13 protein-coding genes are annotated in these 13,856 nt (G+C 66.4%); 6 read left to right on the top strand and 7 right to left on the bottom strand.

All coding sequences use genetic code 11. The annotated features are described in order from the left end of the window. The first annotated feature begins 55 nt into the window (after positions 1 to 55). The 4 genes from NA4_RS21800 (at position 56) to NA4_RS40600 (ending at position 3,208) form a co-directional block, all read left to right on the top strand. Positions 56 to 1,126: a helix-turn-helix domain-containing protein gene (locus NA4_RS21800; RefSeq protein ID WP_157129208.1), complete on the top strand. Its 1,071-nt coding sequence runs from the start codon at positions 56 to 58 to the stop codon at positions 1,124 to 1,126. A 2-nt stretch (positions 1,127 to 1,128) separates the two neighbouring features. Continuing rightward, positions 1,129 to 1,740, top strand: a complete 612-nt coding sequence (locus NA4_RS21795; RefSeq protein ID WP_067472969.1) for an HD domain-containing protein — start codon at positions 1,129 to 1,131, stop codon at positions 1,738 to 1,740. Between the two features lie 231 nt (positions 1,741 to 1,971). Further along, positions 1,972 to 2,913: a S66 peptidase family protein gene (locus tag NA4_RS21790; RefSeq protein ID WP_084497322.1), complete on the top strand. Its 942-nt coding sequence runs from the start codon at positions 1,972 to 1,974 to the stop codon at positions 2,911 to 2,913. Positions 2,914 to 3,067: 154 nt separating this feature from the next. Further along, entirely contained in the window at positions 3,068 to 3,208 is a 141-nt protein-coding gene (locus tag NA4_RS40600; RefSeq protein ID WP_157129207.1) for a hypothetical protein, read from the top strand. Between the two features lie 23 nt (positions 3,209 to 3,231). Here the strand turns inward: NA4_RS40600 and NA4_RS21785 are convergent, their stop codons facing one another. Next, on the bottom strand, positions 3,232 to 3,615 hold the full coding sequence (locus NA4_RS21785) for a GFA family protein (RefSeq protein ID WP_067472963.1): 384 nt from the start codon (positions 3,613 to 3,615) through the stop codon (positions 3,232 to 3,234). Between the two features lie 720 nt (positions 3,616 to 4,335). Here NA4_RS21785 and NA4_RS21780 point away from each other — a divergent pair. After that, positions 4,336 to 4,878, top strand: a complete 543-nt coding sequence (locus NA4_RS21780; protein ID WP_067472960.1) for an HAD family hydrolase — start codon at positions 4,336 to 4,338, stop codon at positions 4,876 to 4,878. Between the two features lie 99 nt (positions 4,879 to 4,977). Here NA4_RS21780 and NA4_RS21775 read toward each other — a convergent pair whose 3' ends face one another. The 3 genes from NA4_RS21775 to NA4_RS21765 all read right to left on the bottom strand — a co-directional run bounded on the left by NA4_RS21775 (position 4,978) and on the right by NA4_RS21765 (position 7,441). Continuing rightward, positions 4,978 to 5,973 carry a DUF2637 domain-containing protein gene (locus NA4_RS21775; protein WP_084497321.1) on the bottom strand — a complete coding sequence of 332 codons (996 nt, stop codon included), beginning with the start codon at positions 5,971 to 5,973 and terminating at the stop codon, positions 4,978 to 4,980. Between the two features lie 119 nt (positions 5,974 to 6,092). Beyond that, positions 6,093 to 6,347: a hypothetical protein gene (locus NA4_RS21770; RefSeq protein ID WP_067472954.1), complete on the bottom strand. Its 255-nt coding sequence runs from the start codon at positions 6,345 to 6,347 to the stop codon at positions 6,093 to 6,095. 263 nt (positions 6,348 to 6,610) lie between these two features. Next, positions 6,611 to 7,441 carry a ParA family protein gene (locus NA4_RS21765; protein ID WP_067472952.1) on the bottom strand — a complete coding sequence of 277 codons (831 nt, stop codon included), beginning with the start codon at positions 7,439 to 7,441 and terminating at the stop codon, positions 6,611 to 6,613. A gap of 1,341 nt (positions 7,442 to 8,782) precedes the next feature. Here NA4_RS21765 and NA4_RS21760 point away from each other — a divergent pair. Next, positions 8,783 to 10,198, top strand: coding sequence for a coiled-coil domain-containing protein (locus NA4_RS21760; RefSeq protein WP_067472949.1), 1,416 nt, complete (start codon positions 8,783 to 8,785; stop codon positions 10,196 to 10,198). A gap of 99 nt (positions 10,199 to 10,297) precedes the next feature. Here NA4_RS21760 and NA4_RS21755 read toward each other — a convergent pair whose 3' ends face one another. The 3 genes from NA4_RS21755 to NA4_RS41485 form a co-directional block, all read right to left on the bottom strand. Next, the gene (locus tag NA4_RS21755) at positions 10,298 to 12,217 is read right to left on the bottom strand and encodes a helix-turn-helix domain-containing protein (RefSeq protein ID WP_157129206.1); all 1,920 of its coding nucleotides are present in this window, start codon (positions 12,215 to 12,217) and stop codon (positions 10,298 to 10,300) included. A 415-nt stretch (positions 12,218 to 12,632) separates the two neighbouring features. Beyond that, positions 12,633 to 12,863 (bottom strand): hypothetical protein, encoded by a 231-nt coding sequence (locus NA4_RS21750; protein WP_157129205.1) that lies wholly within the window; start codon positions 12,861 to 12,863, stop codon positions 12,633 to 12,635. A gap of 341 nt (positions 12,864 to 13,204) precedes the next feature. Further along, positions 13,205 to 13,852: a class I SAM-dependent methyltransferase gene (locus tag NA4_RS41485; RefSeq protein ID WP_067473066.1), complete on the bottom strand. Its 648-nt coding sequence runs from the start codon at positions 13,850 to 13,852 to the stop codon at positions 13,205 to 13,207. Positions 13,853 to 13,856: the final 4 nt, after the last annotated feature.

The following is a 13,856-nucleotide window of genomic DNA, read 5'->3' as shown; positions in this document are numbered from 1 at the left end:
GAGCGGACCGAAGAACTCACTGCGAGTAGGTCTTTCGGGCGACGAGGAGCGCGACATGCCGGACTCGGCGGGTAGATCACCTACTGCCGGGAGGAGTGCGCTGTCCGGACGGGTGGCCGGGGCGATGCTGGCCACGATCCGCCGATCCCTCGGCCACAGCCAATTCCAGCTGGCCCAACGGTTCGAGGTGGCGGAAAAGACCGTACAAGGCTGGGAATTGGGCACCAAACCCCTGATCCACCTGTCCTTCTCGCGACTGGGGGCGGTCAAGCGCACCCTGGTCGGGCTCGGCGCATCGCCCGAGCTGATGTCGTTGTGGGACACCGCGCTGGCCGTCGATGACCTGCTCAGCGCCTTCGACACCAGCGACCCCGAACAGCACCCGCTGGCCTTGACCGTCCCGAACCGCGTCACCAGTGACCTGATCTCCTGGGCGCTCACCGGACGGCTACCACGCGAATTGCGTGAGACCACCGCGGTCCTGCACATCCCGGACAGTGCTCGCGATCAGGTGGTGGACAGCCTGCGCGAAGTGGCCGACTCCGCACGGCCCGGCGGCGCGACCGCAGCCCAATTGCGCCGTCAGACCATGTATCTCGTTGCCCGGCACGACGGTTCGCAGGACTGGATCGCCGACCAGGTCCGGCGCACGATGCGACGGCCGCACAGCGAGCTGCGGCAGTGGTCCCCAGAGTGGGCGCTGACTCGCTCCGCGGCGGTGAGCGCGGCCGCCGTCGGTGACACCGAGCCGTTGGAGCGGTTCATATCGGCGGGCGGCATCGAGGACCGCAACGCGCTGATCAACCTGACCTACTGGGCGTATTGGGCCGGTGACATCGCAGGCACCTGGGACCGGGACTCTGCGATGTTCCTGGCCAGCACTGATACCTGGTCTGGTGACCGCCTGCTCGCCGGTCTCCTCGATGGCATCGTGCACGCGCCCTATCGGGAGCTGTGTATCCACACGCTGACCGCTCTGCTGGCTACCCGGCGCCGACTCGCGACCGATCCACGATGGCGGGGACGAATATCGTCTACCGTCGAGACCGCACTGACCAGCGAGGGATTCAGTCCGAACGCGCGGCGGTGCCTAGACCAGGTGTTCTACCTTGTTAGGAGCGAATGACGATGTCGGACAATGAGTTTCAGGGCATCGCGGTGTTCGGCTACGAGACAGGGCGCCTCAAGAAACTGGCCCGCGACGGCTGGGAGAACGCCCTGGTCCCCAACCCTGAATCGGTCGCCGAGCACAGCCACCGCACCGCAGTGCTGGCCTACATCATCGCCCTCCTGGAAGGCTCACCCAACCCCGACCGAGCCGCCACCCTTGGCGCGTTCCACGACCTCCCGGAAACGCGCCTCGGCGACAAGAACGCCGTCAGCCGCAGGTACGTCACAACCGCAGATGCACGCGATGTCATCCGCGACCAGACCAAATGCCTTCCGGACACCATCGCGGCCAGAATTCGCGAGCTCGTCGACGAACACGAGTCGTGCAAGGGGGCAGATGCGACGCTGGAAGCCCGCTGCTCCCATGACGCGGACAAACTCGAATGCCTACTCCAAGCCTGCGAATACGAAGCCGCAGGCAACCGGAACATGCAGGTGTTCAAAGACACGATGCTCGACGCCCTGCTCACCCCGACCGGCAAAGCGCTCGGCCAAGCAGCACTCGAAACGGACCCCGCTACCTGGTGGCTGGAGTTTTCCGCCAACATCGGCCGAATCGGCCGACACTAGCAAGGGACGACCTGATACCCCCCACTTGAAAACTCCCTCGGTAAGCGTGCTTTGGATTCTCGCATTGTGACCAGAAAGCAGGCCCTGGGCTGACAGCCGTCGATATCGTAGTGCACGGCCCGGGCATGGCAGCCGGTGTTCAGGTCGTCAGCTGGACTACCCGTGATCGGCCTTGACGACGAACACCCAGCATGGCGCCGGTGGCCCGACACGAGCAGGAGAACCGCACCGATGACCCGCCCCGTGATCAATCCGCCGGCGGTGACGCCGGACAGCCGCGTCGCGATCGTCTCCACCTCCTCGCCCATCCCCGCCGACGAACTGGATCGACTCGTCGCCTACTTCGAGGGGACCGGTCGCCCGGTCACCGTGGGGACGCACGCGCGGGCCGCGACCGGCTACCTCGCCGGATCGCCCGCCGACCGAGCCGCCGACCTGATGGCGGCGTTCGCCGATCCGAGCGTCGATCTGATCGTGCCGGCCACCGGCGGCAAGGGCGCCGCGCAGCTGCTCGACCTGCTCGACTACGACACCATCGCCGCGAACCCGACTGTATTCACGGCGCTGTCGGACCCGGTGGTGCTGGCCAACGCCATCACCGCCCGTACCGGGCTGGTCACCCTGCACGGCCCGACCGGGTTTGACTTCTCCCGGCCCCAGGTCAACGAGGCCACCGCGGAATCGTTCTGGCAGATCGTGTCCGGCCCGATCAAGGACATCGTGGTACCCGGACCGGGCTGGCGCATCCCACGCGGGGCGGGGGCCTCGTTCTCTGGGCCGGTGGCCGGCGGGCATCTGGGCACGATCCGGGCACTGATCGGAACCCCGTGGATGCCGGACCTGACCGGGGCGGTGCTGATCCTGGAAGAGGTGTTCGTGCCCTGGGTGCAGGTCGACGCAGCCCTAACCCATCTGCGCCTGGCCGGGGTGTTCGATGCGATTGCGGGCCTGCTGGTCGCGGTCCCGGTCGACAGCCCCCGCGAGGACGCTCCGGATGCTTCCTACGACGATCTGATCCTGCGCTGTGTCGGCGGCGGCTTCCCGGTCGTCACCGGCGCCGAATTCGGGCACACGCCAACGAAATTCGCTCTACCGCTGGGCCTGGATGTCCAACTCGACCTGACCGGACCGCGCCCGGTGTTGCGGTACCTCGAGAACCTGGTGACCGCATGAGCCCGCCACAACGCCCCTGGATCTGGCCGCCGAGTTCGTCGGCCAGCGGTGGGCGAACTCGGCGAGGTCGTCTTGGACTTCCTGACCACCGATACCTGGGTCGCTGAACTCGGCACACGGGTGGTGGTGCGCTCGGGCGCCCGTGGCTTAGCCGTTGCGCGTCGCGATCGACGCCCGCTACTGGCGCTCGAGTATCCAAACCGGGGTCGAGCGCTACATCTACCTGCTCACCGAAGCCGACTCTCGGCTGCGCGCGACACGTGGCCGTACCCCTGGCGGCATCCGCGAAAACTAGGGTGGGATGATGCTGAGTTGCGGTCAGGCGCCGGCGTCGATGGTTTCGATGGTGGGTAGCCACGCTACGGCGTTGTCTTTACAGGACTGGTGTACCGGGGTCAGCATGCTGTGGTCGTCGAGGGCCATCATTGTGATACCCATGTCGGTGCCGTCCTCGTCGATCGCCGCGACGAGCGAACCGCAGTTGGGGCAAAACCCTCGCTTGGTTGTGGGGAAGGTGTGGTACCAGGTGGGCTCGCCGCCATCGCCGGTCCAGGTGAAGGTGGCCAGCGGGAAATCGACCCAGGCTGTCACTGGGCCGCCTGCTAGTTTCTGGCAGTGCTCGCAGGAGCACAGATGCGGCCAGTTGGCCTCACCGTCGGCGCGGAACCGGATTCGTCCGCACAAGCAGCCCCCTTCATACATCTGCGTCCTCTTTCTAGTCGAATTTCGTTGTGGTTAATGCCTTTTGGGTACCATCGCAGGCCGCGGTGAGCTTCGACCCGGCCAGCGTAGACCAGCATGACCAGCCCGCCCCCAGGGCGTGCGGCGTGTTGCGCTGCGAAGCGCCGACCGATGAGCGCGGTGCCGCGCTGCGCTCGCAGGCCATCATGACGCCTTGGCCCCGGCGGGTGTAGTCCGCGCACGAGCGGGGATCATTTCGGTGTGAACCGGGATGTTCGAGCGAAGTGGTGGGCTGAGGCCGTTGGGTGTGGTGCAGGCGCGTCGCGCGTCGGCTTCAAGATGAGCGGGCGCGGACTGTGCGGCGTAGTCGCGGGGATCATGCTCCGGCGCGCCGGAGATGTTCGAGCGTCAGCACGTGCAGCGTCTGCCGATGAGACTGCGGGGTGTCGTCCCAGCGGTTCGCTGGCTCAGGGTGAGATGGTTTGCGCTGGCCAGCCGTTTCTGTCCGGGCGTGCATAGTCCGCCCCCGAGCGGGGATGACTCCCGCGTGAGCTGTGATGTTGAAGCGAGGTCGGAGGCCCTGGACCAGGGGTTGTTGGGTCAGGTACAGGCGCGTCGCGCGTGCGGTTGGCTCCTGACCGGTAACCTGGTGCCCTGGTATACCTCGACGATGAGCGCTAACGCAGTGGCTGGCTGGCCTGATCCTGCTTCAGGGATACCGACGGACACAGGTAGGTTGCGGTGACGTTCACACAAGATGACGCGGTTGTGGTCTTCAACGTGGTTGGCGGCCTGGCTGACATGACCTTGTTCAGTACGGTGTTCGCGGATGGCCGCACTCCGGCGGCTTGGCGGAAGTTCTTCGCGCGAATTGTGGATGCGAAGGTGATCGAGGAAAACCGGGATCTGGTGCACGCAGTCGCAGGTCTCGGTTATACCGTGAGCTATTCCAGCACCTTCCCCGATGCCACACGGATGGATACGCTCGGTTGGCTTGCTGCCCACGATTTCCCCGACGGTGACCTATTTCTCCGGCCGGATGACAACCTGACGCATGCGCGTCGAATCAAATATCAGCATTGTCGGGCAATTCCAGAATACAAACGACGGCTGCGCGCATTCGTAGACGACGACATTCGTGCCGTGAATTTCTTGCGTAATCGGCGGATCCCCGGGCATACGTTCGAATATCTGCTGGGTTTGCGTGTTCGACAGATCCGTCATGAATTCGACGTACTGGCGTCCAAAACCGATATGTGTGAGATGCGCCCGTCCGTGGCCTGATCGTCTCGCGCGCACCTTCCTCGCGGCTCACCTCCAGCGCCGATGGGTGTTCTCGTGGGTGGGCCTAACAGCGTTCCCACGAGAACACCCATTCGAGGGTCAAACCGCGTCGGCTGCGACGGGTGGAACCCGTTTCGGCATGATCATGCCGCCTGTGCGGCGGGTGGCCTGGCCGGGTTCCGGATCGGGGGTAACCGGCACCAGCCGCGGCGGCTGAACGGTGTGTGCTGAACGGTGCACACGAGGCGCGGAACGCGGCCGGGTTGGCGGAGCCGTAGGAGGTGTGGGCGGTTCAGCAGGCGCAGATTCAGCCTGGGGCACCTCATTCTGTGCCGGATCGGCAGGCGGTTTGGCTACGGCGGCGGGCGTGGTCTTGGAGATTGCAGCAGGAGCGGGCGGAGGGGGCATGGTCGCCGATGCGCTGGCAGGTGCTGGCGGACCTACAGGTGTCTGCGGTGTAGTCGTGTGCTGCGGAACCGGTGTGAGCCGTCGGTTTTTGCTGCGCTGCTGGCGCCGCGGCTGTTTAGGAGTGGGAGATTCGGCGGGTTCGCGGTGGTCAGAACGCTCTCCCATGCCGGTTGCCGCGATGGATTCCGCGACGATCGCTACCGCGCTGGCGATCACGGAGAAGTCGATGATGAAGGGAACGAGGCCCGCCAGACGCGGTGTGACTCCGCACATGATCGCGAAGTCACGCACGGCGGCGAACGACATCGCGAAGGCTGCGGCGCCGATGAGCATGGCGATTGCCAGCGACAAGAACAACGTCGCCACCACAACCCAGGCCAGACGGCGGGTGTACTGGCTCAGTCGCACCAGGCGCGCGACCAACTCGGTGATTCCGATAAGGGCGATCGGTGGGATCACGCCGACCAGGGTCGTAGCCAGGGGCGGCAGCGACGCGGAGGGCACGAGGAAGGCGTGAAAGCCGTTGGCGGCCACGCTGACTGCCGACCAGAGTACCAGCAGCAACCATGCCCACTCCCGAACCGAGGCGAGAGCGGATCGGTAGAGCTGGTCGTCATCGACCGGTGCGCCGGCCTCGGCGGGTGCGGGCATGTAGGCGCGGACGCGACGTATGAGCGATTGGGTCATCCCGTGGTCTTCCGTGCTGGGGGCTGGCTGAGTGAGGGCCTTCTTGAAGGCGCCCTGAAAAAAGGCGGGCCCGGACCGTCGATGGTGGTCAGGGCCCGCTGAGTGGATGTAACCGGCGCTCAGGGCAAGCCGAGAGCCTGCTTGATCTCGTCGGGATCGAAGGTGATGCCGTTGGCCTTGGCCTCCACCATCTGCACTTCGGCCTGAAGGCGCAGGATCGGCAGGCCAGCCGCCTTGGCCGCCGTGAGGGTCTGGAGGAACGAATCCTGACGCTCGAGCAGCTTGCGTGCGCTCGCGGCCCACGCGCCACCAGCATCGGTCACCGCCTTGAGGATTCGGTTTTCCTCCGCCGGGTCGATCGTCTGGACAGGCACAGCCGAACGCGCTGCACGCCCAGCAGGCGGTGCCGAGGCGGCCTCCCTCTCCCCAGCAGCGTCCGCGGCCGCCACAGCAGCGGGCTGAGCAGCTGCCGCAGGCGCCGACTGCTTCTTGGGTGCTGGCTGAGCCGCGGCCGGTGCAGGCACTGCGGTCAAGGTGGGAGGCGGGGCCTTCGCCGGCTCGACCTGCGGCGGCGCAGACTCCGGTGCCGGTCGACGCCGGGCCTCCTTCTGCTGTTTCATGGCGTCCAGCCCGTTACTCATGCGACACGCTCCCCTACTTCTCGTGCTATCTGAACCAGTGCCGTGATGTACGGTGCCTTGGCCCTGGAAAGCCGCTTGGCCGAAAGCACGGCGTTGAGTGCCGCCCGGGTAGGAGCCCAATCCGCTTCGGGAATCGGAAGCGACACCGGCAGCTCGTATTTCGCGCAAATCTGCTCCAACCAGCGCAACTGCCGGTCAGGCGGATTCTTCGGAATCTTGTTGGGCGTGATGAGGATTTCGTGTCCGCGCATCTCCTCGCACCAGCCCTCGAGCGCACGCAACACCCGATCGGCCAGCTCTACCGGCGAAACGAGCAGGTGCGACACGGCCGCTGCCCCGTAGACGGCCGCGCCGGTGCCGGGGTGGGTGTCGACGATCAGGCACCGACCAAGCTCTTTGGCCCATCGCGCGAGGCTTTCGGAGATCACTTCCTGGGCGGGCTGCCCAATCTCGAAGTCCGGGCCGCAAGGAATCAGGTCGGGCCTTCCCAGCTTCGCTCCGAGGTAAGGCCGCGGCAACTTACCGCTGGTCAGCGCGGTCAGGATGGGCGAGGACGGATAGTCCTCGTGCCGCCATCCCAGCGAGCGACTTCCATTGCCCTCGTTCCAGTCCATGTCGACATAGACGGCATCGAGTGCGTACGCCAGGTCGATGGCTTCTTGCGTTTTGCCGACCCCGCCCTTGTCCGAGCAGACGGTGATGATCCGGCCGGCAAGGTTGTCTCGCCCCCACTGCCGCAGTGCGGCAACCATCCCGAGTACATCGAGTTCGTTGGCGTCGTCGTCGGTGCCGTCGTAGTCCTCGGCATCCGCCAGATCCGCTGTCACCCGGCAGACAGTAGTGCGCGCGCCCGCTCGGGGGCAAGCACCCGAGCACTCGCGTGTCGCTCGCAGGCCCTGGCGCACATGCGATCCCCCGCACACGAGTGCGTTACGCACCCCAGTCGCAGCGCGCGCACTACCGCGCTTACGTGTGGTCGCCTCTGCGTGCTCTCGATCGGGAGCACGCGCGCTCTCACTCCCCCACGCGCTTTCGCGATCGTCTGCGCACGCTACCGATCGAGCACACCCACACGGGCGTGCCATCGCCAGCAAGTGCGCAGGCGCGATCGCTCCAACGAACGCACGCTCTCACGCGCGCTAGCACGAACGCTTGCGCTTTCGTGCGTTTTCGCGTACGAGCGTGCGTGCGCATGTACGTGCCTGGGTTCGTGCGTGCGATAATGCGCGCCAGCTACCGCGCTGGCGGTGGTACGTGATCACGTACTCGCTTGCTCTCCCGCTATCGCTAGCACGTGGGTACGTGATCACTAGCGCCCCTGAGCACGTGATCAGTTGCGCACGTGCGTGAGTGCCTAGCGTCAGCACGTCAGCACGTTGGCGCGATGGCACGTACGCACTCACGGTCGAGCGTTCGCACGCCACCACGTGTGTTCGTGAGCAAGAGCGACCGGGCGCACCCACTTGCGTTCGCGCTTTCGCTCGCATTCGCGCACGCGCCCTCGAACGCACTCGCGTCCGTTATCGCGTCCAGGTGTGCGAGCAATCGCACCTGCGCGCTGGCCATCGCACGCACCCGGTTTCGGGCGCCCGCACGTAGCCTCGAGCGCGCTCACGCTCTCGGCCAGGCGCGCATCCCTGCACGTGCCACTGCGGGCACCTCCCTGCGTTGGGGATCGCGTGGGTGGGCTCCCGACATGCTGGCGCCATGCGCGCGCCCGCACGGTGGCGGCCACGTGCCAGCGCGCAGCCGATCGGCCTCGGCGGAGAGCACGGTCGGCCCGGGGGGCGGACCCGGGATCGTGGCCCCCTCCAGAGGTTCGTGAGTCCACGGCACGGGGGAGGGGGCAGCGGGCGGGATGCCGGCACGGCGCCCTCGAAATGCCCGCCTCCTGGAGACAGTTTCAGCGTGCCCGCTTTGCCGCCCAGCAAGCCCGATGAGCTATCAAAACCATGCCTCGCGCAGTTGTACTCGTTCCCCTTTTATGTCACGTGACATAAAGGGGGAGCCATAGTGCCCGGTCACGCTCGCACGCGAGCACGCTCGCGAGCACTGGAGCGCGGACGTGATCGCGCACGTTACGACCTGGCTCGAGCAGGTTTTCGTAATCGGTTTTCGTGTTTTCGTATTTTCAATTTCGTGTTTTCGACGTGTGTTACGATAACCGCGTGAGTGAGCCGATCGGCAAGGAAGACGCAGCTGGCGCGTCCACCGCGGAGCAGGGCGGGCGGTGCAGGTTCCCGGTGGGGTGGGACACCGAAGCGAACGATTTCGAGGGCTGCGGCCGGCCGACGGTGCCGGTCAAGAGCGAAGACGGGCGGGGGCGCCCGACGGGCTATTGCGATGACCCCGACCACAGGCGCGAACGAGCCAGCGCTGCACGGCGCCGCATCCGTCGCAGTCTCGCGCAGGCGATCCCCGACGATCTCGGTCGGCCAGTCACCCAGGCCAGGGCAGCGGGGGAGCACTTCCTCGACCAGGTGCGCCGGGTGGCCGAGCCTCTGCACGACACCGTGGGCCGGTTGCTCGACGCATTGGACTCGATGACGGATCCGGACCTGGTGGCCGAGCAGCTGACCTTGACGACGCAAGACCATCAGGTCGAGAAGGCCCAACTCGAGTCGCGATTGAGCAAGGCCGAGCGCACCGAGAGGGAGTTGCGCGCTCGGTTGGAGGAGGCCGAGGCCGAAGCCGAGGAATCCACCGCGCACGCGGATGTGGTGCTGTGGCTGCATGCCGAGACCGGCTACCGACTCGCGGTGTCGAGTTGGTTGCACGCGGAGACCGCGTGGCAGCTGGCCCGCGAGTCCGCCAGGGCGGCCGACGCCGAAGCAGCCACGGAGACCGCCCAGGCGAAAAACCAAGAACTAGCCGCCGAGGTCGAGCAGAAAGACGCGCGAGTGGCGGAACTCGAGCCACAGGTTGCTTCGCTGACGGCCGAGGTCCGGGCAGCAAACGAACGAGTCGAGAGTCTGACCGAGCAGCTGTCCACCGAAACCTCTCGCGCCGACCATAACGAGAGGGCCGCGGCGTGGCTGGTCGCGGAGGCACGGTACCTGGCCGGCGCGGAGGTGGAAGCAGCGCAGGAAGCGGCACGAACCGACATCGAGCAAGCTCGCGAGCAGGCCGACCGTCGCGTCCAAGACGCTCAGCAGGAAGCGGACCGAAAGGTTCAGACCGCGCAGGAGGAGGCTGCTGCGCGAGTGCGCGCATCAGCCCAGGAGCGCTCCGACGCGGTGGAGGCCCAGCGGGCAGCCGAGCTTCAGGCGGCGACGGCGACGCAGGCAGCTGCGGATCGACAGCGTGAAGCCGAAGCCGCGACCGCGACGGCCGAGCGGTTGCGTGAGGAATTGACCGAGCTGCGCAGTTCTCACGAACAACAGCTCGAAGCTCTGCGGGAGGGCAGGGACCGCGATCTGCGCGTCGCCCACGAGGAAGCGCGTGCAGATCGCGAGCAGCTGGCAGCGACCTACAACCGTCAGATCGAGGGACTGTCGCAAGCACTCGCGTCGACACGTGCGGCCCTCGAGTCACTGAGTCGGCGCGAGCCGACCACCGAAACTGACGACGACCCGCAGCGATAGCCGCCTCCGCCGGCGGCGGAAGTTGCGGCACCACCGCCGCAGGGGTCCGCAGGCCGCCCAACGAGCATTGGGGGGCCGAGGTCTCGCGGGCCTGCGCGGTCAGGTGATCAGCACAGCGCCGAGTTCGCGTTGGAGGAGCGCTAGTGCCTCGACGTCGGGGTCGACTGCTACCGCGACGGCGGCGGAGGGTTCTTCTGCCGCCGTTGGGGGCCAGCTGGAGCCTGGTGGGCTGTGTTCGCCTACGACGGCGGCGATGTATGCGGGCGTATCGCGCACGAGCTCGTCGATCGTGGCGTAGCCGCGGAGTTCTCGGGGAGTGAACGCGGCGGTGATGATGTCGATGAATTCCCAGAACTTCCGGCGTTCTTCCTGGTGGCGCGCGACCCGCTCAGCGTGTCTTTCGTCGGCCTCGGTGGTGGTTGCGCCGAGGCGACGGGGAGGCCGGCCGGTGCGGGCGATCCATCCGTGTCCGTGGTCGACGAGACCGTGTTCGGCGAGCGTGCGGACTGCGCGATGGACGGTGCTCAGACAAACGCGGGCCGCGGCCGCGAGTTCCGCTGGGGCGATGGTTTCCCCTGGTCCCGGCTCGATGGCGCGAGCGATTTCGAACACCCACCAGGCGCTGAGCCCGAGCAGGCTCCATACCGGGTCGATCGGCTCTATCCGCGCGGCATATGCCTCCCATTCCGCCGCTGCCACGACCTTCCCGTCAAGCCGAGGTGTGACCAGAGTGTACCGATCTCCCGTATGCTCCTGAGCGTTCCAGCGGGCGAGAAGCCTGACCGGCGATCCTTCGAGGGATTCCAGTTTGCGCAGGACCCGCCGCGCCGCCGGTTCGCCTACCAGGCCAGCCGCTACCGAGATCCATCGACCGCCGTAGGCAACCGATCGTCCGTCGCCGAGTGAGATTCCATAGGCCAGCGCGGTGACACCGGCCAGTGCGGTGGTCAGCTCCCGACCGGTGAACTGGCCGCTGAGCAGTATCCATTTCCGCGCGGCGGCGAGTTTCCAGCGAATCTCACGGAGCCCCCCATCCCCCCCTGTGTGCTTTCGGTCGGGTTCATGCGACGAATGAGACGATTTTTCCGCCTTCGGTGCCAAACGCTTCTCGGCACGCTCGTAGGCCCGTGACCAGTCGATTTTTAGGCGCTTGTCCGCATCGCGGCGGTCGGCGTAACCGGCCCAGAACCCCTGCCAGGCCGGATCAGTGCGAGTAGCCCGGATCTGTGTGAGGCTCCAGCCGCGGGCGGCGTGCTGTTCGAGGACCGACAGGCGTGCATGGCTGGGCGTCCACGGGCGGCCGTCGCTGGCGGTGAGATCGGGGACGGTGCCGGCGGTGAGGAAGGGATGCACCCAGGGCCGTAGCGGCGCGGTAGTGGCCAGGGTTGCGGGGAGGCAGGTGTCCTCGTGTGGGCCACTGGCGTAGTCGGTCGGTTGGGGGCCGCCGAGACCGGTGGCCGTGAGGAGGGTGCGTTGAGGGTCCAGCAGAGCGACGAGGTTGGCGACGAGTCGCGGCGCGGACCGGGTGGTCAAGGCCGCGATTGCCTGATCCATGGTCATGCCGACGAGCTGGCGGAAGCCGCCGGTCTTGCAGCGGGCACCGGGCGGAGTGATGCACCCCTTGTCCGGGTTCCTCATCGGTGCGATGTCCAGGGTCGGCAGCTTGGCCTTGAGCAACGTGAGAAGGGGCATCAGAGAATCGCGGCGGAACTCTTCGCCGTGAGCGAAGGGAACAAGCACGTGGATGCCGCCGCGGCTGGATCGGTCGGCGACCGTCACGCCGCCGCACTGGTGGACCCAGGCGATGGCCTGGGCGGCGTCGCGCTCGACGTCGGCGAGGTCCTGCGCTTCAGCTTCGGGTGTGTTGTCGCGTGGAGCTGGATCGAAGTCCAGCACGAGCATGCAGGTCCGCCACCGGGTGTTGTAGACGGGCACGGCCGCCGGGCGGTCAGGAAGTCGTTTGCTGGTGAGCCGCGCAACGTCGTCATACTTGCGACTGGCCGTGACGTACAGGCGCATCGAGCGCCGCGCCGCAATGTAGGTGACGAGGCCGCACCACAATCTTTCGGCGGCCGCCAGGGCACCGGGAGTGTCGTTGTCCGGCTGGTTGCCGGATATGTGAGCAGCAAGCGTCAGGGTACTTGCAGGGGATTTGGAGGACAGATCGCCGACACAAGCCGATTCGGTTGAACCGGCATTTGGGCGTGCGCTATCCTCAATCTCGTGGCCTTTCAGCACGGGACTGGTCCTGTTTCTGGTAGCGGCTGAGGGCCACACGGGGATGAGGTGAGAGTCATCCCCCTAAAGCTTTTCCGAAGGCTCTCGGCGGGCAGGCCGAGGGCCTTCGGGCTTTTGTGGGGCCCGTTTGCCTGATTGAGTTGTTAGCTAGCCGCCCTTCGCGGCGCGATCGTCTGCGGTGCCTTAGTCCCGGCCATCAGGCGGACTGCGGCAATACCTCCTGGTCGTAATCTCGCTTGAGTTCGTCGAGTGCAATGCCTGCTTCGCGGGCCAGCAAGGACATGAGGTAGGCGCCGACGGGCTGTTTGTTCTTCTCCGCGAGCTCCTTGAGCAGGTCGCGCCCGGGTTCGGAAACCCATGCCTTTGCCTGGACCGGCGTATATCCCAGATACGGATCTGGTCCACGCTTACCTGTCCCTCTAGCCATGGCGATCATCCTGGCACGAGGGAAGTGATCGACGCTCGCCGACACGCGCAACAGCGGTACCGCAGTTTCCGAAAACTGCGGTACCGCTGTTGTAGGCGCGCCCACAGGCACCAAGCACGCTCGTTGCATGAGGCGAATCTAAAGCGAATCGAGGGGGTGTGTCAACGGGACGTTGTGTGTGCAACCCTCGGCCGCAACGCAGCCCGGTTAGGGTTTGCCCAGGTCAATCGACTCGAGACGTGTTCGCGGCGTGCAATATTGCGTTTCTGGCGTGTCGCGACTCGCGCTGCTACGTGCGGCTTACGCATGATCGCCCGGACCGACCCCGCCGGAGTGGGGGCTCAGGCCGGGGACGAGTCGCGGCGCGGCGCGCGCGCGGCCCAGGTGGCGACTGAGCCGTACACCGCGATCTGCACATCGGAAAACGCTGCGCGCAAGGCGGTTTCCAGGCCCGCGAGGTCGTCGTCCGTGTTGTGGAAGACGTGCAGAACGCGGTTGTAGAGCGTGCTGATTGCGTCGGCGAGAAGGTTGGTGGCGACGCCGCGGCCGAGGATGGTGGAGCCGAAGAACACGCCGTCGTCGGAGGTGGCTTCCGCGATGTGTTGGAAGGCAACGTTCTTCTGGTCCCAGCGGCCGGGGACGCAGTGCATGAGGAAGTTGGCTGCGACGGAGCCGAATCGGTGGTTCAGCGGGAGCGGTTGCAGGACGCTGCCCAGGTGCCGAGCCGGTTCGACACCGCGTCTTCGCAGCCGCCTGGTGGTCATTGCCAGGGAGTTGGGGTTCATGTCGAGCAGTGAGATGGCGGGATGGGCCGGCAACGCCGTCTTCGCCAGGTACCACCCGCTGCCGGGCCCGATGTCGAGGTGGTCGGGGGAGATGTGTGCGTTGTAGAGATCGAGCATTTTCGAGGTCGGACAGCGCCACGCCAGGTAGTTGCTGAAGCGGAGTACATACAGGTCGTAGACGGCGAGGACGGCCGGTGTGTAGATGGGG

Source organism: Nocardia amamiensis NBRC 102102 (genome assembly GCF_001612745.1).
GTDB classification, from domain to species: Bacteria; Actinomycetota; Actinomycetes; order Mycobacteriales; family Mycobacteriaceae; genus Nocardia; species Nocardia amamiensis.
Note: the sequence above shows the minus strand (reverse complement) of the source record. Positions and strands in the feature narration are given on the sequence as shown.

Excerpts from the sequence above, each read along its gene's own strand:
- NA4_RS21775 (WP_084497321.1), bottom strand. The coding sequence starts at position 5,973 with ATGACCCAATCGCTCATACGTCGCGTCCGCGCCTACATGCCCGCACCC.
- NA4_RS21755 (WP_157129206.1), bottom strand. The coding sequence starts at position 12,217 with ATGCGCCTGTACGTCACGGCCAGTCGCAAGTATGACGACGTTGCGCGG.
- NA4_RS21785 (WP_067472963.1), bottom strand. The coding sequence starts at position 3,615 with ATGTATGAAGGGGGCTGCTTGTGCGGACGAATCCGGTTCCGCGCCGAC.
- NA4_RS21750 (WP_157129205.1), bottom strand. The coding sequence starts at position 12,863 with ATGGCTAGAGGGACAGGTAAGCGTGGACCAGATCCGTATCTGGGATAT.
- NA4_RS21790 (WP_084497322.1), top strand. The coding sequence starts at position 1,972 with ATGACCCGCCCCGTGATCAATCCGCCGGCGGTGACGCCGGACAGCCGC.
- NA4_RS21800 (WP_157129208.1), top strand. The coding sequence starts at position 56 with ATGCCGGACTCGGCGGGTAGATCACCTACTGCCGGGAGGAGTGCGCTG.
- NA4_RS21795 (WP_067472969.1), top strand. The coding sequence starts at position 1,129 with ATGTCGGACAATGAGTTTCAGGGCATCGCGGTGTTCGGCTACGAGACA.